Origin of the sequence: Bacillus sp. FSL K6-1338, from assembly GCF_038006965.1 — a bacterium.
Taxonomy (GTDB): domain Bacteria; phylum Bacillota; class Bacilli; order Bacillales; family Bacillaceae_G; genus Bacillus_A; species Bacillus_A thuringiensis_S.
The window spans coordinates 762,501-783,339 of record NZ_JBBOWI010000001.1 but is presented as its reverse complement, the minus strand read 5'-3'; the positions used below and the strand labels follow the sequence as shown (position 1 = coordinate 783,339).

The following is a 20,839-nucleotide window of genomic DNA, read 5'->3' as shown; positions in this document are numbered from 1 at the left end:
TTTTTCCCCTCTTCCTTATATAAACAAGCCGACAATCATATCAATTACTTTAATTCCAATGAATGGTACAATCACTCCGCCAAGTCCATAAATAAGTAGGTTTCGGCCAAGTAGTGCATTCGAACTCATTGGTTTATATGCGATACCTTTCATCGCTAACGGAATGAGTAATGGAATAATAACAGCGTTAAATAGTAATGCTGATAAAATCGCTGACAGTGGTGATGTTAGTTTCATAATGTTTAATGCCTCCATTTGCGGAATCGCAAGTGTAAACATTGCTGGAATAATCGCAAAATATTTTGCTATATCATTCGCAATACTAAACGTCGTTAACGCACCTCGCGTCATTAACAATTGCTTACCGATTCCTACAACCTCAATAATTTTTGTCGGGTTCGAATCTAAATCAATCATATTCGCGGCTTCTTTCGCAGCTGTCGTACCACTATTCATCGCTAATCCAACGTCAGCCTGCGCTAATGCCGGCGCATCATTTGTACCATCACCTGTCATCGCTACAAGTTTCCCTTTATCTTGCTCTGCTTTAATAACCGCAATTTTATCTTCTGGCTTACACTCAGCAACAAACTCATCTACCCCTGCTTCTTTTGCAATCGTTGCTGCTGTTAACGGGTTATCACCTGTACACATAACCGTTTTAATCCCCATTTGGCGCAATTGTTCAAAACGCTCACGCATACCTGGCTTTACTGTATCCTTTAAATAAATTAAACCGTAAATACGATTATCCACTGCAACTACAAGTGGTGTCCCGCCCTCTTTGGAAATGGAATCTGCTTTTTGATTTACATCTTTCGGAATCGTTCCACCTTGTGACCTAACCCATTCAATTACGCTACCTACAGCACCTTTTCTCACTTTCGTTCCATCCTGTAAATCCACACCACTCATTCTCGTTTCTGCTTTGAACGGAACAAAATCACCTTGCTCTGCAATTTCTCGATTATATGATATAGCTTTCGTTTTTACATATTCTATAACTGATCGACCTTCTGGTGTTTCATCTAAAACTGAACTAATCGCGGCCCATTTCCCTACTTGCTCAATCGTCTCATTTCCTACAGGAAGCAATGTATGTGCCATTCGGTTCCCGAAAGTAATCGTACCTGTTTTATCTAAAATGATTGTATTAATATCACCCGCAGCTTCTACTGCTTTACCCGACATCGCTAACACATTGAACTTTGTCACGCGGTCCATCCCGGCAATACCAATTGCTGATAATAAACCACCAATTGTCGTTGGAATTAAACAAACTAACAACGCTACAAGTACAGCTGTATCAATTTGAAATCCTAAATAGTTTGTAAAAATCGGCAACGTCACAACAACGATTAAGAAAATAAGCGTTAAACTCGTTAATACTGTATTTAAAGCAATCTCATTCGGCGTTTTTTGACGAGCAGCTCCTTCTACTAACGAAATCATTTTATCAATAAATGATTCACCAGGATTACTCGTAATGACAATTGTAATCTCATCACTTACGACCATCGTCCCGCCTGTTACGGAACAAAAATCGCCGCCCGCTTCTTTTATTACAGGAGCTGATTCCCCTGTAATTGCAGATTCATCTACAGATGCTAATCCTTTGATTACTTCGCCATCATTCGGAATCATTTCTCCTTGTTTTACGATAACAACGTCACCTTTTGTAAGATCAGTTGCTGAAACTTGGACAATGTCTCCATTTTCTTTTACAACATTTGCAAACACATCTTTCTTCGACTGCTTTAAAGAATCGGCTTGCGCTTTACCACGACCTTCTGCTAATGCTTCTGCAAAATTCGCAAATAAAACTGTAAATAATAGAATGAGAGAAACTGTTATATTAAACCAACCTGGTATACTACTAGAACTACTTGGAAGAAAAGATAAAATGAACGTAATGATAAATCCAATTTCCACAACGAACATAATCGGATTCTTTATCATGACTTTCGGATTCAATTTCGCAATGGATTGCTTCATCGCATGTGTTACGATATCACGATCCATCGTTTTCGCTTGTCTAACTTCATCTTCTACAGCATGTATTTGTGACTCATTTAATTGTTTTTCTTTTACTACTACCGGTCTCATCATTTACCCTCCATTACTTCAATGTAAGAAATTCTGCAATTGGTCCGAGTACTAACATCGGGAAGAATGTTAATGCACCAACAATTACAATTGTTCCGATAAAGATACCACCAAATAAACTATTATCTGTACGGAACGTTCCGACTGTTTCTGGCACTACCGTTTTTTCTTTCAACGAAGCTGCCACAGCTAGCATCGTAATTAAACTGAAGTAACGTCCTAAAAACATAACTAAACCAGTCGTAATATTCCAAAACGGTGTATTATCTCCTAATCCTTCAAATCCAGATCCGTTATTCGCAGCTGACGATGTATATTCATATACAACTTGCGTTAAACCGTGGAAACCGGAATGAGAAATAGCATCCGTCCCTAAATTTGTTGAAAGAGCTAATGCCGAAAAGCCTAAAATGAGCAATGGATGAAATAAAATCGTGACCGCAATTAATTTCATTTCCTTACCTTCAATCTTTTTACCTAAAAACTCTGGTGTCCGTCCAACCATTAACCCAGATATAAACACTGCAATAATTGCATACATAATAATATTTACAAAACCTGCTCCAACGCCGCCATATACTGTGTTTAACATCATATTTACAAGTGGAACTAAACCGCCAATTGGTGTTAACGTATCATGCATCGTATTAACGGCGCCTGTTTCAGCAGCTGTCGTTACCGTTGCGTATAGTGAAGAAAATACCGTTCCAAATCGTACTTCTTTCCCTTCTGTACTTCCTTGTACATGTTCGATACCCATTCCATTTAATGCCGGATTCCCGTTTAGTTCAGATGTCGTAATTGTTATAAATCCTAGTAAAAACACCATAAAAAGTGAAACGAAAAGGATGCGACCTTGTTTTTTATTTCCTACCATTCGTCCGTACGTAAATGGAAGTGCTGTTGGTAATAACATCATAAGCATCATTTGCAAAATATTACTCATTTGTCCTGGATTTTCAAAAGGATGCGTAGAGTTTGCTCCGAAAAATCCACCGCCGTTATTTCCAAGTTCCTTAATGGAAACGAATGATGCAACTGGCCCACGTAATATACTTTGTTTCGCGCCATCAATCGTTTGTGCTGTAACGGCCCCGTCTAACGTTTGTGGTACACCAAGTGCGACAAAGACTAGCGCCGCAATAAATGCGATAGGAAGAAAAACTCTCGTTAACGCTCTCGTAAAATCAACGAAAAAGTTACCAAGTTCTTTTCCAGCGAGCCCTCTTATAAATGCCATAACGAGTGCTAATGTCGTTGCCGGTGCTGCAAACATTAAAAATGTAATTCCGATTAATTGTGATAAATAAGATAAACCATTTTCACCGCTATAATGCTGTAAGTTTGTATCAGCCATAAAACTAATTGCTGTATTAAAAGCGAGCGTAGGCTCCATTCCTTCAATATGTGCTGGATTTAGCGGCAACACACCTTGTAATCTGAAAATGAAATATACGACAACAATCATAAATCCATTGAGTAAAACTAATGATAATGCGTACTGTTTCCACGTTTGATTGTATGCTTTTACACCTGTAATTTTAAAAATAAGTTTTTCAAAAGGCCCGAATACTTTATCTAGCGTTTTGCTACCTTGAAAAGCTTTCTCTAAATAAATCCCCGTTGGCTTTGCTACTAAAATAAACAAGAGCATTGTAATAATGACTGCAACCCAAATCATAATGAATGATTCCCCCTAATTAAAACTTCTCTGGATTTAATAATGCATACACTAAATACACTGTAATTGCTGCGACTATAACCGATAAGACAATCATCATGATTGCTTTCCTTCTTTCACAACTTTATCTGACCAACTTGCAAGACTTGCCATCGATGCAACTAATAAAATAAAAATCCCGACCATTACAACATCTAACATAACTATCCCTCTCTTCATTTTGTTAAAATTTACCATTTAAATATTAAAAAAGAACACTGAGCTCTACTCAGTGTTCAAAAAATGAACAACAAAAAGTAAACCTCCTCTCTAAACGCTTACGAGGTTAGCTGTCGGATTCGGGCCTAAAGAGTAGCCCTACTTTCAAAACTGAAAGATTCACCCCAAGTGACGATGCACAAAATTGGTTCCCCCGCTCCATTTCTGGAACTCAGCGATTTTAGGTTTTTTTGGAAATTTTATGAATGATTTATGAGAGTAAATATACTCCTCTATATTTCACTTGTAAAGGGGTAAATTACTGAAAATAAGAAAATATCCATCTATTTAAACGCTTACATTGAGTATTATTAATATTCTTTCATCTATTTACTCGTCTTTTCTTTCATTTTCACAGAAATGATCTTTTCGATACGAAATAAAAAGAGCGAATGACATAAAGTGCATAGCTTGTTGCACTTAGCATTCGCTCTTTTTATTTCACTATTTATTCTCCTCGTAAAAAAGCACGTAAATTTCTCCCGCGAATATAAACTTGTGACAATTCTGCATGTAGCTGCTCATATTCGATAACATCTGTTTTTAAATATAAAGCGTCTTTCGATGGCAATATGATATAGGGCCTTGGAAAAATAGGATCCAGCACCACCAATTCTTGAACTCGCTCTACTGATATCGCCCAACGATTCGCTATATCTCCTAGTAACAACACTTTCATCTTCTTTTCCTCCACCCTATTCAAAAAATAAAAAAGAAATATTATCACAATTCGTAAACACGACAAATTTAGCTCCAATTGTTTCATAGAGCCTCGCTGGATATCGTTTATTCCTTGTAACAACAGTAATAGGTGCTTGAAAAGAAAAGCGAATGTGTTCTGTGAAGAAACTAACGATTGGAAGCTCATCTCCTAGTAAAATCACCTTCTTAATACACTCACAAATACTAGTAAAGTCCTGCTCCTTACTGCAACTATAAGTCCAATCAAACCCACAATTCCTAACTTCAGCCGCTATCTCTTCATTTGCCGTAAAAATAATTAACTCATGTTGAAATGATACTAGATCTCTTAAACTATCTACCTTACTTTCTTCTCCAACACAAATAAGTGTTAGTTCCATGTACCTCATCCTCCTTAGTATAAAAGAAATCAAACATAGATTGATATTCCCCTATACTAATCAGATCGATGAAGTGATGTATCCATCATGGCACCGTCCTCTCTCAAGACGCTTACGAAGTTAGCTGTCGGATTCGGACTTTGAGAGTAGCCCTACTTTCAAATTTGAAAGATTCACCCCTAGTGCAGACGCACAAATTGGTTCCTCCGCTCCATATAATTGGACTCAGCGTTTACAAAAAAATATATTCTGGCTGATATATTACTCCTGTATTTTGAAAAAGTAAACAGAAAAAAAGCCAGTTATAAAACTGGCTTTTCACTTATCTATACACGCGTTCTATTCACTTTATACGCAAAATGATTCGTCGGTCCATGACCACTACCAATATTCAATGGCTCTTCAATTGCTATACTAATAAATCGTTTTGCTTCTTGAACAGCATCTTTAATTGAGTATCCTTTCGCAAGTCCTGCTGTAACCGCTGAAGCAAATGTACACCCACTTCCATGCGTTTGCTTTGAAGGAATTCGCTCGCTTCTAAACTCAATAAATTTTTCTCCATCAAAGAGGAAATCAATTACTTCATTACCTTGATATTCTGCATGTCCGCCCTTCATAAGCACATATTTAGCACCTAATTCGTGCAATACTTTTGCAGCTTCCTTACTATCTTCAATATTATGAATCTCCATCCCAGTTAACACTTCTGCTTCTGGGACATTCGGTGTTATAACAGTTGCTACTGGTAATAAATATTCTTTTAATGCTTGAACTGCTTCTTGCTGTAATAATGATGCACCGCCTTTTGCAATCATAACGGGATCTAGCACAATATTATTCCAGCCAAACTTTTTAATTTGTTCTGCAACAATTTGAATTATTTCACTACTAAATAACATTCCTAGTTTCACTGCATCTGGTGTTAAATCCGTACCAATTGAATTCAGCTGTTCTGTAATACCTTCTAACGGAACAGGATATACCCCTTGAACGCCAAGCGTGTTTTGAGCAGTAATTGCCGTAATAGCCGTCATTCCGTATACACCAAGCTCTTGGAATGTTTTTAAATCTGCCTGAATTCCAGCACCGCCGCCGCTATCAGACCCTGCAATTGTTAAAGCTTTATTCACTTTCATCCCACTCATCCTTTTCTATCCAAAATAGCGATGATAAATCGTTTTTGCTTCGCTTATATCTTTCGTTCCATGTACGAGTACACGACCATCTTTAAAAGCAACTAATCTCTTTTCTTCCACAGAAAATGATAATAAATATGGATTTACATTTAAATCATTTACACGATCATCCAGCAGCTTTTTGTACCTCTCAAAATCCATTTCCTCTTTATGAGGTGGTCTAATTTGAACTGTATTTCGCCCGCATAAAACTGCTGTTTTCGATGTGTTTTCTTTATTTAAATACGGGTATATCGCATTCTCTCCGCACGAAGGACAATTGTGTTTACGAAGCTTTTGCACATTCATACATGAATATTCATTCTTCCATACATCAAATGACACAAGTCCATCTCGCAGTGATTCGTAATCTTCTACTAACAGTTTAAGAGCTTCTGTTACTTGATGAGAAACGACGAGAGATACAGCAGGTGATATAATACCCGCTGTATCACATGTTGCCCCGCCAAGCGGAATCGACTGTAATAAACATGATAAACATGGTGTTTTACTAGGAAGGATTGTGTAAGAAAGACCGTAACTACCTACACATGCACCGTAAATCCATGGAATAGAATATTTTTGTGCTATATCATTCACAATAAAGCGTGTTTCAAAATTATCAGTCGCATCAATCATTACATCAACATTTGTAACAAGTTCTTCTAGCTCTTCAGCTGTTACATCTTGAACGAGAGCTTCTATTGTTACATCACTATTGATCTCTTCTAAACGTTTTTTAGCCGCTATAGCTTTTGGAAGATTATTCTTTACGTCGCTCTCTGCATACAATTGTTGTCTTTGTAAATTACTCCAATCTACATAATCACGGTCAACAATTGTTATCTTGCCAACACCTGCTCTTACAAACATCTCTGCATTTGCACTACCTAATGCACCTGCACCGATAATAAGCACATGCTTTTCTCTTATCTTTTGCTGTCCTTCTTCTCCAATTGGAGAAAATAGTTCTTGGCGAGAATATCGATTATTCAACTACGCTCATTCCTTCTAAAGGACTACTTGCAGTTGCACAACGCTTACGTGCAATACGACCTGCTTCAAATCCTAAACGTCCTGCCTCAATACTTAATTTCATTGCTTGTGCCATTTTAATAGGATCTTTTGCTCCTGACACAGCCGTATTTAATAACACACCATCCGCTCCTAATTCCATTGCAAATGCCGCATCAGCTGGACTACCAATACCGGCATCAACGATAACTGGTACTGTCGCTTGTTCAATAATGAAGCTCAAATTTAATGGATTTACAATACCAAGCCCTGAACCGATTGGTGATGCTCCTGGCATAATCGCATGCACGCCAAGCTCTTGTAATTTACGTGCTAATACAACATCATCAGATGTATACGGAAGTACGATAAATCCTTCTTCTAGTAACATTTCAGATGCCTTTAACGTTTCTACCGGATCAGGTAATAACGTTCTATCATCACCAATAACTTCTACCTTTATCATGTCACAAAGCCCAGAGGCTTTTGCTAATTTTGCAATACGAACAGCCTCTTCAGCGTTTTTTGCCCCTGCTGTATTTGGTAATAACGTATATTTTTTCACATCAAGTTTCTCTAATAAATTAGGTTGCTTTGCATCAAAGATATCCATACGACGTACTGCAAACGTTAAAATTTCAGCTTCAGAAACGTCAATTGCCTTTTGCTGCACGTCAAAATCAGGGAATTTACCTGTTCCTAATAAAAGTCTAGAATGAAATGAAAATGGTCCAATGTTTAACATAATCAACCGCCTCCTACGAAAGTTACAATCTCAATTTGGTCTCCATCAAAAACAGATGTATCTGTATGATCATCTTTTTGTAAAATATCTTTATTACGCTCTACTACAACAATTCTGTTATCTAGCTCTAAATGTGTAAGTAGCTCGGCTACTGTTTTTACACTCTCTGGCACTTCAATTTGATTACCATTAATTTTCAAATTCAAACTTCCATCCCCTTTCTAAACCGTTTTAGAAAGCAATGAATCTAGCAAATGATTCTCTTGCTTTCCTTCTATTAAATCAGCCATATATTGGCCAGAAACAGGACTTAATAAAATACCGTTTCGATAATGGCCCGTGCAAGCATATAAACCTTTTATTTCTTCATGCTCTCCCATATAAGGAGCTTCATGATTCGATTGTGGTCTTAATCCTGCCCACGTGCTTTCCCATTCTGCTTCTTTTAAAGCTGGCAATATTGTATAAGCACGCTCTAATATAGAAGTTATACTTTCTGGCTGCACAGTTTTATTGAACGTATGTGGCTTCATTGTTGCCCCAATTACGTAACGTCCACCGCGCTTTGGAGTAATGTAAAATCTTTCTTGAAAAATAGGTGCTTTTAAAAGTTGTTTTCTACTTCTTACCGCAACCACTTCTCCTTTAACTGGATATGTACCCCAATCGCGGTGAAAATAACTGAGTAACTTCGTGCTCCATGAACCTCCTGCAATAACGACTTTCTCACATGTGACAATACCTTCACTTGTAATAACTCCAGTCACTTTATTATTTTCAATACGGATATCAAATACTTCTGTCTGTTCATATATATCAGCACCGGAAATCGCTGCAGAATGTGCGAATGCTTTCGTAAGCTCTGGTGCAATAACATGACCGTCTTTCGGATAATATACTGCTCCTATAATAGATTCGGATAGATATGGCTCTTTTTCCCGCACATGGTCTCCCGTTAGAAAATAAGAATCTTCACCTATTTTCTGCTGCCAATCCATAATGTGAAGAATTCTTTCCTTCTCATCTTCATTTTGAGCAATACGATAAATTCCTTTTTCTTCATATCCAATATCAATACCCGTCTTTTCACGTAAAACTGCTGCAAGTTGTGGAAATATAGCTCGGCTTTCTCTAGCAAGTTCAAATAGCGGATCATACGCATCCCATTCTGCTTGAACACCAAGTAAACCAGCAGCTGCTTTCGAAGCTTCCGATGCAATTTTTTGCTTCTCTACAATCGCTACTTTATGTCCTCTTTCTGCTAGAAAATGTGCAACTGAACTACCAATTACACCACCACCAATAATCGCTACATCATACTTCTCACACATGTTTTTCCGCCCACTTTCTTATTGATTCCTTATAAGACTTCGCTTTGCTATACGGGTTACTACTACTTAAAATTCCAGACATAACAGCAATTCCACTTACTTCACTTGCCAGAATATCCTTTGTATTCTCAGGAGTAATTCCTCCAATTGCTGTAATCGGTATAGATAAACACCTTGCAATGTCTGAAATTTCTTCAAGCCCTCTCGCTGGCACACCTTTTTTACAATCTGTCGGAAATACATGGCCATAAACGAGTGAATCCGCTCCATTTTTAAAAGCTACTATTGCTTCATCTAGCGAATGCACAGAATAACCGACATGCAAATACGAAAACTTTTCTTTCACTGACTTTACATCTGTACTTCGATATCCTAGTTGAACACGAGGAATATTTAATAAAATGGCGATATCAATTCGATCGTTTATGACAATTTTAGAAGCCGGAAAGCCCTCCATTAATAGACTTTCCACACCTTCATATAATTCCTTCGTACTCTTCTCACGCTCACGAATATGCAAATAATCAATCTCACTCTCAATTTGCATCGCTACATTCACTAACTCTTCGAATGGCATATGGCCATTTGAGATTACGTGGAGCTCATTTTTCATATTCATTCGCCTACTTTAAAATATTTTCGAATAGTTCATCGGCTGGGACGGTTTCTTTCGTCATTCCTTTGTCTTTCAGCCATTTATTTTGTTTTTCCCATGATTCTTTTGAATCTGATAAAAATGGCTCATCTTTCGTTTCCATCTTCTCTAATAAAATTTTCATACTTTCTTTTTCAACTTCTGGCACAAGCGGGAAGTTTTCTTTTTCTTGATGATTTAATAAAATATTTAATGCTTCATCTGGATTTTTCTTCATGAAATCATAGCCTTTTTTCGTACCACGTAAGAAGGCTTGCAACGCTTCTTTATCTTTTTTCAACGTTTTATCACCTGTTACAAATACAAGCTCATGATAATTCGGTACACCATAATCTGCTGGATTAAAGTACGCTGGTTCATGACCTTCATGACGCATAACAGGTACTTCATGGTTAATGTATGCCCCTGTTACCGCATCCACTTTTTTCGTAATTAATGCTGGTACTAAATCAAAGCCAACATCGACTACTTTCACTGTATCTGGATTACCACCAGCTTCTTTTACCATCGTTTTTAAATACATCTCACTTAAAGGTGTTCCAGAATATCCAACTGTTTTCCCCTCTAAATCTTTTGGCGATTGAATGCCTGCTGACTTCAGTGATACAACATGATTTAATGGGGAACGTACGACAGCTCCAATTGATTTCACTGGAATTTGTTCGTTTGCTTTTGCCATAACAACATCTGGTTGATAATATAAGCCAACCGTTACTTTTCCTGCAGCTGCTAAAGTTAATGGATCAGTCGGATTAGAAGGGAATTTAATATTCACCTTTACTCCTTCTTCTTTAAAATAGCCTTTTTCAATTGCTGCATAAATAAAGCTATGTACCGCATTTGGGTACCAATCAAGCATGACCGTTATTTCTTTTTCTTTTTTACTCTTATCTGATGCTGAATTACTAGAACATCCAGCAATCATTGCAACTAATAATGTAAACACAAAGATGCGTTTTAATAATTTCATGAATGCTTCCTCCAACTAATGAATTTCTTTTCTAATATCGAAATAAGGATGACGAAGAAAATAGCTAGTAATGATAACAATACAATGGGTGCAAATACACCTGCTCCGTCTAACTGCGTCATCATTCTTTTACTGAAATATCCTAACCCAGCTTGCGCACCGAGCCATTCGCCAATTGCTGCTCCGATAACACTAAGCGGAACTGCGATTTTTAAAGCTGAGAAAAAATAAGGAAGAGCAGACGGCAATTTTAATTTAAGAAAAACATCTTTTTTCGTTGCCCCGTATGTAACTAAAAGCTCTTCCCATTCTTTTTTCGTACTGCGTAGTCCATCATACGTATTGACCGCAATCGGGAAAAACGTAATTAAAACCGTAACAACGACTTTACTCCAAATCGTATATCCAAACCATAAAACGAAGAGCGGAGCAAGCGCTGTAATAGGAATCGTTTGTGAAGCGACTAATAATGGATAAAATGCTCTCTCCATCCAATTACTCGCGTTCATTAACATCGCTAGCCCTACCCCAAGTACGATAGAAATTGCCACACCTATTAAAACGACATATAATGTTGCCGGCAAATGAACCGTAAATAATATATCTTTTAGTTTCCATATCTTCATTACAATCGCAGACGGTGACGGTAAAATGTACATTTCATCTACGATCCTTGCGCCTACTTCCCAAAAGGCAAGTAAAATACTAGAAAGTGTAAGGGCAGGTAATAGCTCCTTCAACCGGTTCATCATACGAGTACCTGCCTTTGTAACATACTAAGAAGCTCATCTTTAAGCGCTAACACTTCAGGTTTATATAAATCTTTTCTTGTTCGATTACAATCAAGCGGTACAACCCTCTCGGTTAAAGTAGTTATCGGTTGCTGCTCTACTACTAAAATTCGATTAGAAAGAAACAACGCTTCTTCCACATCATGAGTGATAAATAAAATTGTTTTTTCCCACTCTTTCCATTGTTCAAACAGCCATTCTTGCAAAGATGCCTTCGTTAAAGCGTCCAACGCGCTAAACGGTTCATCTAACAACAATACCTCCCCACCTGTTAATAAAGTCCGAATAAAAGATACGCGTTGTCTCATACCACCAGATAAATCTTTCGGATATTTTGTCTCATACCCTTGTAAGCCAAATTTATGTAGCAGTTCCTTGGCCTTTATTTGTGCTTCTTTCTTCTGTACACCTTGACACTCTAGCGGCAGAGCAGCATTCTCAATAATCGTTCGCCACGGCAGGAGCATATCTTTTTGGGGCATATACCCTACAGGATGGCTCTTCGTTTCTGTCAGCTCTATCTGCCCAGTACTTACTTCTTCTAAACCTGTAATAAGGCGAAATAGAGTACTTTTCCCGCATCCACTCGGTCCGATAATACTTACAAACTCTTTATCTTGTATAGAAGCATTTAATTCATTGATGATTGGTTTCTCATCATAATGAAAAGAAACATTATGAAACTGTAGTATGTTCTTGCTCCTCAAATCCCCACATCTCCTTACGATAGGACATATCCCAGAATAAATATTCAAATCGACTGGAATATAGGAAAATCTCCTCTAATTGATCTAGCTCTTTTTCAGACTTTCCAACTGCCATTTCATTTAATAAATCGATTAACCAAATACAAAGGTTACCGTATTCTTCAGAACTATATCCTTGAATCCACTCACCAAAGAACTCATGATCTCTTGCTCCAGAAATATCATTTAAACGCTTTCCAATTTCCCAGTAGCTCCACATACATGGAAGAAGTGCTGCTATTAATTCCGCAAGTGTGCCATTTTGAGATACAGACATCATGTAATTTGTATAAGCCAAATTTTTAGCAGATGGCTTTGCAGACTCTATCTCCTCTATAGAAATTCCCAGTCTTTTTGCATATTGTTTATGGATTGTCATTTCTCCATTTAATATGCCATCAATTTGTTCAGCAAATTTCCCCATTACTTGTGGATTTGTTGCTTTTACAACACCAATCGCATATAGCTTTGCATAATCTAACAAATATAAATAATCTTGAATAATGTAATACTGAAACTTATCTTTTTCTAACGTGCCATCCCCCATACCTACTACAAACGGATGATTATGACTCATCTCCCAAACTGGTTGTACAGTTTCTAATAATCTATCGCAAAATTTCATTTCGCTATCCCCTTCCGGTATGTGTATTTAAATAAAAAACCACTTCTAAATAAGAAGTGGTTACAGCAAATAAAATTATAATTTATTCGTTGCTCCACTTCCCTTCGCTAGTATTACCTAGATCAGGTCTGTAAGGGTTAAGGATTATTCCTCTCTCAGCACAACAAGCACCCCTAGTGGTTTCAATATGAAATTTTTAAACAAAAAAGCCCCGTTTCTATACGCAAAGAAACGGGGACTTATTATTAGTGTCCGAATTGCTTCCCTACGCTAGCATAATCTAGATCAGGTAATGAAAAGGATCAAAGGCTTACGGCCTACTCTCAGCTGGCAACACCAGCTCTCCTAGCAAACTATGAAATTATCACTGTCAGTATAACATCGTAATAAGACATCATCAACTGTTTTAATTTTCTCAATTGTCAACAAAATAACAAAACTATATAATACTTATATTCTATCTTAGAAATTATTATCCTAATTAATTGGATAATAAGGAATCATTATCCTCAAAAAATTTATTTTTATATTGATTTCATATTACATTTATGTGAATACACCCACTATATTATATCTTTATACTATAATAAAATTACAACTATACAACTAGAGGAGGTCTCTATTATATGAATATGAAAGCTACTGCTTTAACAGCAACTACTGTAGCGATTGCTTCTTTACTTCCTTCTATGGGTGAAACAAATGTACAAAAAGCAAACGCTGAACAATTATCTAATATTAAAACTGGGTATGTCAAAGTCGATCAAGTAGCATTACATACAGAAGATAGCGTAAAAAGCACATCAATTGATACAATTCGCTTTAATACAAAAGTGAACATCCTTGAAATAACTAATGGTTGGTATAAAGTATCTGTTCATAATAAAGTAGGTTATGTACAAAAAGATGCTATTTTACTAAAAAACAAACTTCGATCTAATGATCAATACATCGTCAATGCTAATGCATTGAACGTTCGCTCCGAACCTAATTTAGAATCTTCCATTTTAGATGTATTACCAAATGGCAAGTTCATTACCGTTCAAGAAGATCAAGGCGAATGGTATAAAATATCACATAATGGCCAAACAGGTTACGTACAAAAAGCATTCATCTCTAATGGTTCACAGCCCTTAGTAAAAGGAATCACCGTTCAAAATAATACAAAATATACTGTTGCAACACCTAATCTGAATGTACGTAGCAACACTAGTACAAGTAGCGCTCTACTCGGTTCATTACAAAAAGGTACACAAGTACAAGTAGTAGAAACTGCAGGAACTTGGTATAAAATTCGTTTTGGCACAGGATACGGATATGTAGCAAAACACTATGTAGTACAAAATCAACCACAAGCCAAAACAGATCAGCCTTCATCTATTCCAGCTGCTTTCAAATTCCCTGCTCAAGGAAGAATTAGCTCAACCTTTGATATACGCTGGGAACAAATGCATTATGGTATAGATATTGCCGCTCCAGGGAACGTCTCTATCCAAGCTGCTGCTGCAGGTAAAGTTGTGAAATCTTATTATTCAGCTAGCTATGGCAATGTTGTTTTCATTGCGCATCAAATCAATGGGAAATTATATACAACTGTTTATGCTCATATGAAGGATCGCACTGTACAAGCTGGTGATCAAGTACAAACTGGACAATTAGTAGGTCATATGGGAAACACAGGTCATTCATACGGGCAACATCTTCATTTTGAATTACATAATGGAGAATGGAATTTTGAAAAAACAAATGCAGTAAATCCACTGCCATATTTAGTTAGGTAAGTTGTATGCCACGCAATATACCTCTTATAATTGAATACGTAGCCTTTTTAGGTTTAATCTGTTGTTTAATCATTTACAATACAAACATTGTATTTTTATCTATTATTATTGCTTTTGTTGCATTAGAAATTATGATGGAATCATTTCAAGTGCAACTAAAACAAAAAATTGCCCATATTTATAACGCTATATTTCTTTTGAGTGCTCTCATAACAAATATAATTAGTAATGGCTTTTATTTATCTACTGTATTTCCAATATTCTTTATGGCTGTTTTATTATTTGTAGCTAGATATATTAATGTCCCTTATAACCAAAAACAAGAACAAGAAGCTTAGAAAGAGGAGACACTGTGTACCAATCTTTCAAAGATACTCCAATAAAATACATATTGAATTTGTATAAGAAAGCCAATACTTTTTTTGGTATACAAGGAAGTTATACTGCACAACTTCTCCTATATGGAATGTTGTTTCTTGTCTTAATCACTTTCTCCTTGTTTTACTAACAAAAAAGGATCTCACATAAACTGGAGATCCTTTTTAATTTATATTAATTTTTCATATCGAAAATATTGTTTATCCACAAGCATATTTTTCATAAATAAAGCTCAGATTATATTTTTTCTCTAAGCTCATTCGTTGTTCGTCATCGCACCAATAGAAAAGAATATCATGAATCGTTGCGTAACGCTTATTTTTAAGAAATAGCCTAAAGAATGATGGTAAACAATCATGTAATTGTATAAATATATAATTGCGTAGTGTTTCTTCTTTATATTCAATGCCCTTACAAATATACAGTAATTCTTCACAATAATATGCATGCTGTGGAACTTGTATCATTTCGAAAAATGGCACATAAGATAGTAGCTTTCCAATAAAATGACCGTATCGATCCATTACTCCTAGCGTCATATGCTCCATCATTTCTTTCATCACATATAAATAATCATCTACATGAGTTGTCTTTAACGGGTCTAAGCGATCGGAAATTTGAGATAATACAGCTCTTTGACATGCTAAAACTGCCTGACTAGGTCCATAATATGATAGGAAATCTGTACACTTACGATATTTACGTAATAAATCATGTGTATATAAATCATATACGAAAGTATTACAATACATTGCTAAACTCATCATATCACTATTTAATTGCTCTTTTGATAATGATTTCGCTCTCTTGCACATATAAAAGAATGTAAACTCCAATACTTCTTTATGAGATAATAAATGTTTACAATCGGTTATACATTTCTCATTAAATTTAACTCTATCCCAAATTTCAATATCCCTATCTGTCAGTTCACCTATACGATATTTAATAATTAAATAGTTTAAAGCAACTGATTGCGTCAAAAGATCCCATGTTTCATATTCCAATGAAGTATGAACAAACTCAGCTAATCCTTGCGCTATCATAAAAGCATTTGCCTCTTCATACCAACCAATCTCTTGGCATAAGCGAAGAATACGCACTAAAGTTGGAATTTCATCTTTATGAAACTGCGGTAAATTCTTTACTTTATTCATGCCATATACGATAAATGCCGCTAAATTTTCTTCTTTATAAAATTCTTTCTCTTTCCATACTAATATAGTTCGTTCTTTCCCCTCACCTTTTGGGTGACAAGGTACAAGCAAAGAAAATAATTCAGCGAAATTATTTGGTTCTATATATGTATCTGTAACCAAATTCCAATTTGGATCGCCCTGTACAGCCTTCATATAATTCCCCTTCCCTTTTCATCTATGTAGGAAATATTAATTTAATATCGAACCATTAAAAATTAATATTGTTATATTCAAAATCTCTCATAATACTTATATCTATCAGTATATCATCTTTTCTCTTATTAAAAATTAAGAATAACAAATTTTAAAAAACTGTCGAAATTATTCACCATATACTTATTATATAATGCATCAGATACATCACGCTAATATATTAGTTTAATCCATATATACTAGAATAATGCATCTGAACTTTATATATAATTTAGCTCTTTATGAGTGACCATTAAAATCTCGGTTAATTAAAGTTTCAATTTATTCTGTATGCTCTGAGATTTCGCTCAAGGCAAATCCAGCTTGATCATCTGCCGATTCCCTTATAGCTAAATCTCCTAGTGCTAACATGCCAATAAGCTGACCACTATCAACTACTGGTAACCGTCTAATTTGATACTGTGCCATTAGCTCTGTAGCCTTTTCAATAGAATCATTTGGAGAAACTGAGATAATATTTGTTGTCATTACATTTGTAATTTTATTAGATCCAGGATGTTTTTCAGCAATCCCTCGAACAACTAAATCTCGATCAGTAACAAGCCCAACAACTTGCTCATTTTCAACAACAGGAATTAATCCAACCGATTCTTCCTTCATTTTTACAGCTGCCTCATATACATTGTCTAGTGGTGTACAATGTACAATATGGGTACTCATTAAGTCTCTAACTTGTGTCATTATTTATTTCCTCCTTTTTATACATACCATAGCTTTTCCAAAATTCCTTTATTTATTTCTGGAAAGTAACATTATAAAAAGGATTAACAAAATAAAAAAGAGCCAGCATAATGCTGACTCTTTTTTGTATGACCCGTACGGGATTCGAACCCGTGTTACCGCCGTGAAAGGGCGGTGTCTTAACCACTTGACCAACGGGCCATGGCTCCGCAGGTAGGACTCGAACCTACGACCGATCGGTTAACAGCCGATAGCTCTACCACTGAGCTACTGCGGAATAATATATGGTGGGCCTAAATGGACTCGAACCATCGACCTCACGCTTATCAGGCGTGCGCTCTAACCAGCTGAGCTATAGGCCCATATACTTACAGGGGCAGTAGGAATCGAACCCACACTGGAGGTTTTGGAGACCTCAGTTCTACCTTTAAACTATGCCCCTAAATGATGCCGGCTAGAGGACTTGAACCCCCAACCTACTGATTACAAGTCAGTTGCTCTACCAATTGAGCTAAGCCGGCATAAAAAAAAATGGTGGCTCGGGACGGAATCGAACCGCCGACACGAGGATTTTCAGTCCTCTGCTCTACCGACTGAGCTACCGAGCCAACATAAATGGCGGTCCCGACCGGGGTCGAACCGGCGATCTCCTGCGTGACAGGCAGGCATGTTAACCACTACACCACGGGACCATTTGGTTGCGGGGACAGGATTTGAACCTGCGACCTTCGGGTTATGAGCCCGACGAGCTACCGTACTGCTCCACCCCGCGACAATATTAAATTTAAAAAATGGAGGAGGTAGAGGGATTCGAACCCCCGCGCGACTCTCGCCGCCTGTCGGTTTTCAAGACCGATCCCTTCAGCCGAACTTGGGTATACCTCCATGAAGGAAAAATAAATATTTTATTATTATATGTCTAAACCATTTAAAAGAAAATGGAGGAGGTAGAGGGATTCGAACCCCCGCGCGATTCTCACCGCCTGTCGGTTTTCAAGACCGATCCCTTCAGCCGAACTTGGGTATACCTCCGAGACATATATTAAATAAAGTGGAGCCTAGCGGGATCGAACCGCTGACCTCCTGCGTGCAAGGCAGGCGCTCTCCCAGCTGAGCTAAGGCCCCATGTTTTTTGGAATATCGGGAAGACAGGATTTGAACCTGCGACCCCCTGGTCCCAAACCAGGTGCTCTACCAAGCTGAGCCACTTCCCGTTAATAAAAGCGCGCCCGAGAGGAGTCGAACCCCTAACCTCTTGATCCGTAGTCAAACGCTCTATCCAATTGAGCTACGGGCGCATATGGTGCCGAGGGCGGGGGTCGAACCCGCACGGTGGTCACCCACCGCAGGATTTTAAGTCCTGTGCGTCTGCCTGTTCCGCCACCCCGGCATGTCATATTGAAAATTGGAGCGGAAGACGGGATTCGAACCCGCGACCCCAACCTTGGCAAGGTTGTATTCTACCACTGAACTACTTCCGCAAGACATGTATGAGTTATTTTATTAAAAGTGCGGGTGAAGGGAGTCGAACCCCCACGCCAAAGGCGCTAGATCCTAAGTCTAGTGCGTCTGCCAATTCCGCCACACCCGCATGTTTTATTAAAAATGGTGAGCCATGAAGGATTCGAACCTTCGACCCTCTGATTAAAAGTCAGATGCTCTACCAACTGAGCTAATGGCTCTTAATGGCTGGGCTAGCTGGATTCGAACCAGCGCATGACGGAGTCAAAGTCCGTTGCCTTACCGCTTGGCTATAGCCCAATAATTAAGAATGGTGGAGGGGGGCAGATTCGAACTGCCGAACCCGAAGGAGCGGATTTACAGTCCGCCGCGTTTAGCCACTTCGCTACCCCTCCGACATATATGGTGGAGGATGACGGGATCGAACCGCCGACCCCCTGCTTGTAAGGCAGGTGCTCTCCCAGCTGAGCTAATCCTCCATTTTGCCTGGCAACGTCCTACTCTCACAGGGACAAGGTCCCAACTACCATCGGCGCTAGAGAGCTTAACTTCCGTGTTCGGTATGGGAACGGGTGTGACCTCTCTGCCATCATTACCAGACTGTATTCATTTAAGACAAGAATCATTTTAACTTATTTACTTTTGAAAGTCAACAAGTTTTTATATTCTTTCAAAACTAGATAACATTGCTTCATATTATATGGTTAAGTCCTCGATCTATTAGTATTCGTCAGCTCCACATGTCACCATGCTTCCACCTCGAACCTATCAACCTGATCATCTTTCAGGGATCTTACTAGCTTACGCTATGGGAAATCTCATCTTGAGGGGGGCTTCATGCTTAGATGCTTTCAGCACTTATCCCTTCCGCACATAGCTACCCAGCTATGCCCTTGGCAGAACAACTGGTACACCAGCGGTGCGTCCATCCCGGTCCTCTCGTACTAAGGACAGCTCCTCTCAAATTTCCTACGCCCACGACGGATAGGGACCGAACTGTCTCACGACGTTCTGAACCCAGCTCGCGTACCGCTTTAATGGGCGAACAGCCCAACCCTTGGGACCGACTACAGCCCCAGGATGCGATGAGCCGACATCGAGGTGCCAAACCTCCCCGTCGATGTGGACTCTTGGGGGAGATAAGCCTGTTATCCCCGGGGTAGCTTTTATCCGTTGAGCGATGGCCCTTCCATGCGGAACCACCGGATCACTAAGCCCGACTTTCGTCCCTGCTCGACTTGTAGGTCTCGCAGTCAAGCTCCCTTATGCCTTTGCACTCTACGAATGATTTCCAACCATTCTGAGGGAACCTTTGGGCGCCTCCGTTACACTTTAGGAGGCGACCGCCCCAGTCAAACTGCCCACCTGACACTGTCTCCCGGGTCGATAAGACCCGTAGGTTAGAATTTCAATACAGTCAGGGCGGTATCCCACCAGCGCCTCCACCGAAGCTAGCGCTCCGGTTTCAATGGCTCCCGCCTATCCTGTACAAACTGTACCAAAATTCAATATCAGGCTACAGTAAAGCTCCACGGGGTCTTTCCGTCCTGTCGCGGGTAACCTGCATCTTCACAGGTACTATAATTTCACCGAGTCTCTGGTTGAGACAGTGCCCAAATCGTTACACCTTTCGTGCGGGTCGGAACTTACCCGACAAGGAATTTCGCTACCTTAGGACCGTTATAGTTACGGCCGCCGTTTACTGGGGCTTCAGTTCAGAGCTTCGCTTACGCTAACCCCTCTCCTTAACCTTCCAGCACCGGGCAGGTGTCACCCCCTATACTTCGCCTTACGGCTTCGCAGAGAGCTGTGTTTTTGCTAAACAGTCGCTTGGGCCTATTCACTGCGGCTTTCCGTTAAGAAAGCACCCCTTCTCCCGAAGTTACGGGGTCATTTTGCCGAGTTCCTTAACCAGAGTTCTCTCGCACACCTTAGGATTCTCTC

General features: G+C 38.5%; 20 protein-coding genes, 20 tRNA genes, 2 rRNA genes and 4 riboswitches (1 of these 46 running past the window's edge). Of the genes, 2 read left to right on the top strand and 40 right to left on the bottom strand.

The window, feature by feature from the left end; translation table 11 throughout:
* Window positions 1-15: 15 nt before the first annotated feature.
* The 16 genes from kdpB to tenA form a co-directional block, all read right to left on the bottom strand.
* Entirely contained in the window at window positions 16-2,106 is a 2,091-nt protein-coding gene (gene kdpB / locus NZ044_RS04105) for a potassium-transporting ATPase subunit KdpB (protein ID WP_118961973.1), read from the bottom strand.
* A 13-nt stretch (window positions 2,107-2,119) separates the two neighbouring features.
* The gene (gene kdpA, locus NZ044_RS04100) at window positions 2,120-3,787 is read right to left on the bottom strand and encodes a potassium-transporting ATPase subunit KdpA (protein ID WP_000638328.1); all 1,668 of its coding nucleotides are present in this window, start codon (window positions 3,785-3,787) and stop codon (window positions 2,120-2,122) included.
* A gap of 19 nt (window positions 3,788-3,806) precedes the next feature.
* Window positions 3,807-3,884, bottom strand: coding sequence for a K(+)-transporting ATPase subunit F (kdpF, locus tag NZ044_RS04095; protein ID WP_223153441.1), 78 nt, complete (start codon window positions 3,882-3,884; stop codon window positions 3,807-3,809).
* On the bottom strand, window positions 3,884-3,988 hold the full coding sequence (locus NZ044_RS04090) for a SipW-dependent-type signal peptide-containing protein (protein WP_000887894.1): 105 nt from the start codon (window positions 3,986-3,988) through the stop codon (window positions 3,884-3,886). The genes kdpF and NZ044_RS04090 overlap by 1 nt, the downstream gene beginning before the upstream one ends.
* Before the next feature lie 99 nt (window positions 3,989-4,087).
* A riboswitch (cyclic di-AMP (ydaO/yuaA leader) is annotated at window positions 4,088-4,233 on the bottom strand.
* A 260-nt stretch (window positions 4,234-4,493) separates the two neighbouring features.
* Complete coding sequence (locus NZ044_RS04085; protein ID WP_000866301.1) at window positions 4,494-4,724, bottom strand: hypothetical protein; 231 nt, start codon at window positions 4,722-4,724, stop codon at window positions 4,494-4,496.
* Window positions 4,725-4,740: 16 nt separating this feature from the next.
* Complete coding sequence (locus NZ044_RS04080; RefSeq protein WP_000424067.1) at window positions 4,741-5,127, bottom strand: hypothetical protein; 387 nt, start codon at window positions 5,125-5,127, stop codon at window positions 4,741-4,743.
* A gap of 93 nt (window positions 5,128-5,220) precedes the next feature.
* Window positions 5,221-5,368, bottom strand: a riboswitch (cyclic di-AMP (ydaO/yuaA leader).
* A gap of 85 nt (window positions 5,369-5,453) precedes the next feature.
* Window positions 5,454-6,266 carry a bifunctional hydroxymethylpyrimidine kinase/phosphomethylpyrimidine kinase gene (gene thiD, locus NZ044_RS04075; protein WP_000867375.1) on the bottom strand — a complete coding sequence of 271 codons (813 nt, stop codon included), beginning with the start codon at window positions 6,264-6,266 and terminating at the stop codon, window positions 5,454-5,456.
* 15 nt (window positions 6,267-6,281) lie between these two features.
* Window positions 6,282-7,301 carry a thiazole biosynthesis adenylyltransferase ThiF gene (thiF, locus tag NZ044_RS04070; RefSeq protein ID WP_001065427.1) on the bottom strand — a complete coding sequence of 340 codons (1,020 nt, stop codon included), beginning with the start codon at window positions 7,299-7,301 and terminating at the stop codon, window positions 6,282-6,284.
* On the bottom strand, window positions 7,294-8,064 hold the full coding sequence (gene thiG / locus NZ044_RS04065; RefSeq protein ID WP_000931981.1) for a thiazole synthase: 771 nt from the start codon (window positions 8,062-8,064) through the stop codon (window positions 7,294-7,296). Before thiG ends, thiF begins: the two co-directional genes overlap by 8 nt.
* A gap of 2 nt (window positions 8,065-8,066) precedes the next feature.
* On the bottom strand, window positions 8,067-8,270 hold the full coding sequence (thiS, locus tag NZ044_RS04060; protein WP_001049505.1) for a sulfur carrier protein ThiS: 204 nt from the start codon (window positions 8,268-8,270) through the stop codon (window positions 8,067-8,069).
* Window positions 8,271-8,285: 15 nt separating this feature from the next.
* The gene (gene thiO / locus NZ044_RS04055; protein WP_000333297.1) at window positions 8,286-9,395 is read right to left on the bottom strand and encodes a glycine oxidase ThiO; all 1,110 of its coding nucleotides are present in this window, start codon (window positions 9,393-9,395) and stop codon (window positions 8,286-8,288) included.
* A complete protein-coding gene (gene tenI / locus NZ044_RS04050; RefSeq protein ID WP_000787168.1) occupies window positions 9,388-10,008 on the bottom strand; it encodes a thiazole tautomerase TenI in 621 nt (206 codons plus the stop codon). The genes thiO and tenI overlap by 8 nt, the downstream gene beginning before the upstream one ends.
* Window positions 10,009-10,018: 10 nt before the next feature.
* Window positions 10,019-11,020, bottom strand: a complete 1,002-nt coding sequence (locus NZ044_RS04045) for an ABC transporter substrate-binding protein (RefSeq protein ID WP_000771336.1) — start codon at window positions 11,018-11,020, stop codon at window positions 10,019-10,021.
* The gene (locus NZ044_RS04040) at window positions 11,017-11,769 is read right to left on the bottom strand and encodes an ABC transporter permease (protein ID WP_002162925.1); all 753 of its coding nucleotides are present in this window, start codon (window positions 11,767-11,769) and stop codon (window positions 11,017-11,019) included. Before NZ044_RS04040 ends, NZ044_RS04045 begins: the two co-directional genes overlap by 4 nt.
* On the bottom strand, window positions 11,769-12,518 hold the full coding sequence (locus tag NZ044_RS04035) for an ABC transporter ATP-binding protein (protein ID WP_001256821.1): 750 nt from the start codon (window positions 12,516-12,518) through the stop codon (window positions 11,769-11,771). Before NZ044_RS04035 ends, NZ044_RS04040 begins: the two co-directional genes overlap by 1 nt.
* The gene (tenA, locus tag NZ044_RS04030) at window positions 12,487-13,182 is read right to left on the bottom strand and encodes a thiaminase II (RefSeq protein WP_000666835.1); all 696 of its coding nucleotides are present in this window, start codon (window positions 13,180-13,182) and stop codon (window positions 12,487-12,489) included. Before tenA ends, NZ044_RS04035 begins: the two co-directional genes overlap by 32 nt.
* Before the next feature lie 82 nt (window positions 13,183-13,264).
* A riboswitch (TPP riboswitch) is annotated at window positions 13,265-13,367 on the bottom strand.
* 60 nt (window positions 13,368-13,427) lie between these two features.
* Window positions 13,428-13,539, bottom strand: a riboswitch (TPP riboswitch).
* Window positions 13,540-13,808: 269 nt separating this feature from the next.
* Here tenA and NZ044_RS04025 point away from each other — a divergent pair.
* Together NZ044_RS04025 and NZ044_RS04020 are read left to right on the top strand one after the other, a co-directional pair.
* Window positions 13,809-14,963, top strand: a complete 1,155-nt coding sequence (locus NZ044_RS04025) for an SH3 domain-containing protein (protein WP_001056038.1) — start codon at window positions 13,809-13,811, stop codon at window positions 14,961-14,963.
* A 5-nt stretch (window positions 14,964-14,968) separates the two neighbouring features.
* Window positions 14,969-15,301: a hypothetical protein gene (locus NZ044_RS04020; protein ID WP_001137820.1), complete on the top strand. Its 333-nt coding sequence runs from the start codon at window positions 14,969-14,971 to the stop codon at window positions 15,299-15,301.
* Between the two features lie 240 nt (window positions 15,302-15,541).
* Here NZ044_RS04020 and NZ044_RS04015 read toward each other — a convergent pair whose 3' ends face one another.
* From NZ044_RS04015 to NZ044_RS03900, 24 genes are all read right to left on the bottom strand, one after another.
* Window positions 15,542-16,693, bottom strand: coding sequence for a DUF3965 domain-containing protein (locus tag NZ044_RS04015; RefSeq protein ID WP_000648916.1), 1,152 nt, complete (start codon window positions 16,691-16,693; stop codon window positions 15,542-15,544).
* Between the two features lie 321 nt (window positions 16,694-17,014).
* Window positions 17,015-17,434, bottom strand: coding sequence for a CBS domain-containing protein (locus NZ044_RS04010; protein WP_000195542.1), 420 nt, complete (start codon window positions 17,432-17,434; stop codon window positions 17,015-17,017).
* A gap of 129 nt (window positions 17,435-17,563) precedes the next feature.
* Window positions 17,564-17,635: transfer RNA gene (locus NZ044_RS04005), tRNA-Glu, on the bottom strand.
* A 1-nt stretch (window position 17,636) separates the two neighbouring features.
* Window positions 17,637-17,711 (bottom strand) — tRNA-Asn (locus NZ044_RS04000).
* A gap of 8 nt (window positions 17,712-17,719) precedes the next feature.
* Window positions 17,720-17,796, bottom strand: a tRNA-Ile gene (locus NZ044_RS03995).
* Window positions 17,797-17,805: 9 nt separating this feature from the next.
* Window positions 17,806-17,876 (bottom strand) — tRNA-Trp (locus tag NZ044_RS03990).
* Window positions 17,877-17,882: 6 nt separating this feature from the next.
* Window positions 17,883-17,955 (bottom strand) — tRNA-Thr (locus NZ044_RS03985).
* An 11-nt stretch (window positions 17,956-17,966) separates the two neighbouring features.
* A tRNA-Phe gene (locus NZ044_RS03980) sits at window positions 17,967-18,042 on the bottom strand.
* Window positions 18,043-18,050: 8 nt separating this feature from the next.
* A tRNA-Asp gene (locus NZ044_RS03975) sits at window positions 18,051-18,126 on the bottom strand.
* A gap of 3 nt (window positions 18,127-18,129) precedes the next feature.
* Window positions 18,130-18,206 (bottom strand) — tRNA-Met (locus tag NZ044_RS03970).
* A gap of 20 nt (window positions 18,207-18,226) precedes the next feature.
* Window positions 18,227-18,319: transfer RNA gene (locus tag NZ044_RS03965), tRNA-Ser, on the bottom strand.
* Between the two features lie 54 nt (window positions 18,320-18,373).
* Window positions 18,374-18,466, bottom strand: a tRNA-Ser gene (locus NZ044_RS03960).
* 20 nt (window positions 18,467-18,486) lie between these two features.
* A tRNA-Ala gene (locus NZ044_RS03955) sits at window positions 18,487-18,559 on the bottom strand.
* A gap of 15 nt (window positions 18,560-18,574) precedes the next feature.
* A tRNA-Pro gene (locus NZ044_RS03950) sits at window positions 18,575-18,648 on the bottom strand.
* 10 nt (window positions 18,649-18,658) lie between these two features.
* A tRNA-Arg gene (locus NZ044_RS03945) sits at window positions 18,659-18,732 on the bottom strand.
* A 3-nt stretch (window positions 18,733-18,735) separates the two neighbouring features.
* Window positions 18,736-18,824 (bottom strand) — tRNA-Leu (locus tag NZ044_RS03940).
* 16 nt (window positions 18,825-18,840) lie between these two features.
* A tRNA-Gly gene (locus NZ044_RS03935) sits at window positions 18,841-18,915 on the bottom strand.
* 29 nt (window positions 18,916-18,944) lie between these two features.
* Window positions 18,945-19,025, bottom strand: a tRNA-Leu gene (locus tag NZ044_RS03930).
* A 15-nt stretch (window positions 19,026-19,040) separates the two neighbouring features.
* A tRNA-Lys gene (locus tag NZ044_RS03925) sits at window positions 19,041-19,116 on the bottom strand.
* Between the two features lie 4 nt (window positions 19,117-19,120).
* Window positions 19,121-19,195: transfer RNA gene (locus NZ044_RS03920), tRNA-Gln, on the bottom strand.
* A gap of 11 nt (window positions 19,196-19,206) precedes the next feature.
* A tRNA-Tyr gene (locus tag NZ044_RS03915) sits at window positions 19,207-19,290 on the bottom strand.
* An 8-nt stretch (window positions 19,291-19,298) separates the two neighbouring features.
* Window positions 19,299-19,374, bottom strand: a tRNA-Val gene (locus NZ044_RS03910).
* 5 nt (window positions 19,375-19,379) lie between these two features.
* Window positions 19,380-19,495, bottom strand: a 5S ribosomal RNA gene (gene rrf / locus NZ044_RS03905).
* A gap of 100 nt (window positions 19,496-19,595) precedes the next feature.
* A 23S ribosomal RNA gene (locus tag NZ044_RS03900) occupies window positions 19,596-20,839 on the bottom strand (it continues 1,678 nt past the right edge of the window).

What these genes read in the sequence shown, in the direction of transcription:
- thiO (WP_000333297.1), bottom strand. Translation starts at nt 9,395, where the DNA reads ATGTGTGAGAAGTATGATGTAGCGATTATTGGTGGTGGTGTAATTGGT.
- kdpF (WP_223153441.1), bottom strand. Translation starts at nt 3,884, where the DNA reads ATGATTGTCTTATCGGTTATAGTCGCAGCAATTACAGTGTATTTAGTG.
- NZ044_RS04085 (WP_000866301.1), bottom strand. Translation starts at nt 4,724, where the DNA reads ATGAAAGTGTTGTTACTAGGAGATATAGCGAATCGTTGGGCGATATCA.
- kdpA (WP_000638328.1), bottom strand. Translation starts at nt 3,787, where the DNA reads ATGATTTGGGTTGCAGTCATTATTACAATGCTCTTGTTTATTTTAGTA.
- NZ044_RS04010 (WP_000195542.1), bottom strand. Translation starts at nt 17,434, where the DNA reads ATGACACAAGTTAGAGACTTAATGAGTACCCATATTGTACATTGTACA.
- NZ044_RS04025 (WP_001056038.1), top strand. Translation starts at nt 13,809, where the DNA reads ATGAATATGAAAGCTACTGCTTTAACAGCAACTACTGTAGCGATTGCT.
- NZ044_RS04045 (WP_000771336.1), bottom strand. Translation starts at nt 11,020, where the DNA reads ATGAAATTATTAAAACGCATCTTTGTGTTTACATTATTAGTTGCAATG.
- NZ044_RS04040 (WP_002162925.1), bottom strand. Translation starts at nt 11,769, where the DNA reads ATGAACCGGTTGAAGGAGCTATTACCTGCCCTTACACTTTCTAGTATT.
- NZ044_RS04015 (WP_000648916.1), bottom strand. Translation starts at nt 16,693, where the DNA reads ATGAAGGCTGTACAGGGCGATCCAAATTGGAATTTGGTTACAGATACA.
- thiG (WP_000931981.1), bottom strand. Translation starts at nt 8,064, where the DNA reads ATGTTAAACATTGGACCATTTTCATTTCATTCTAGACTTTTATTAGGA.
- NZ044_RS04090 (WP_000887894.1), bottom strand. Translation starts at nt 3,988, where the DNA reads ATGTTAGATGTTGTAATGGTCGGGATTTTTATTTTATTAGTTGCATCG.
- thiD (WP_000867375.1), bottom strand. Translation starts at nt 6,266, where the DNA reads ATGAAAGTGAATAAAGCTTTAACAATTGCAGGGTCTGATAGCGGCGGC.
- tenA (WP_000666835.1), bottom strand. Translation starts at nt 13,182, where the DNA reads ATGAAATTTTGCGATAGATTATTAGAAACTGTACAACCAGTTTGGGAG.
- kdpB (WP_118961973.1), bottom strand. Translation starts at nt 2,106, where the DNA reads ATGAGACCGGTAGTAGTAAAAGAAAAACAATTAAATGAGTCACAAATA.
- NZ044_RS04020 (WP_001137820.1), top strand. Translation starts at nt 14,969, where the DNA reads ATGCCACGCAATATACCTCTTATAATTGAATACGTAGCCTTTTTAGGT.
- NZ044_RS04080 (WP_000424067.1), bottom strand. Translation starts at nt 5,127, where the DNA reads ATGGAACTAACACTTATTTGTGTTGGAGAAGAAAGTAAGGTAGATAGT.
- tenI (WP_000787168.1), bottom strand. Translation starts at nt 10,008, where the DNA reads ATGAAAAATGAGCTCCACGTAATCTCAAATGGCCATATGCCATTCGAA.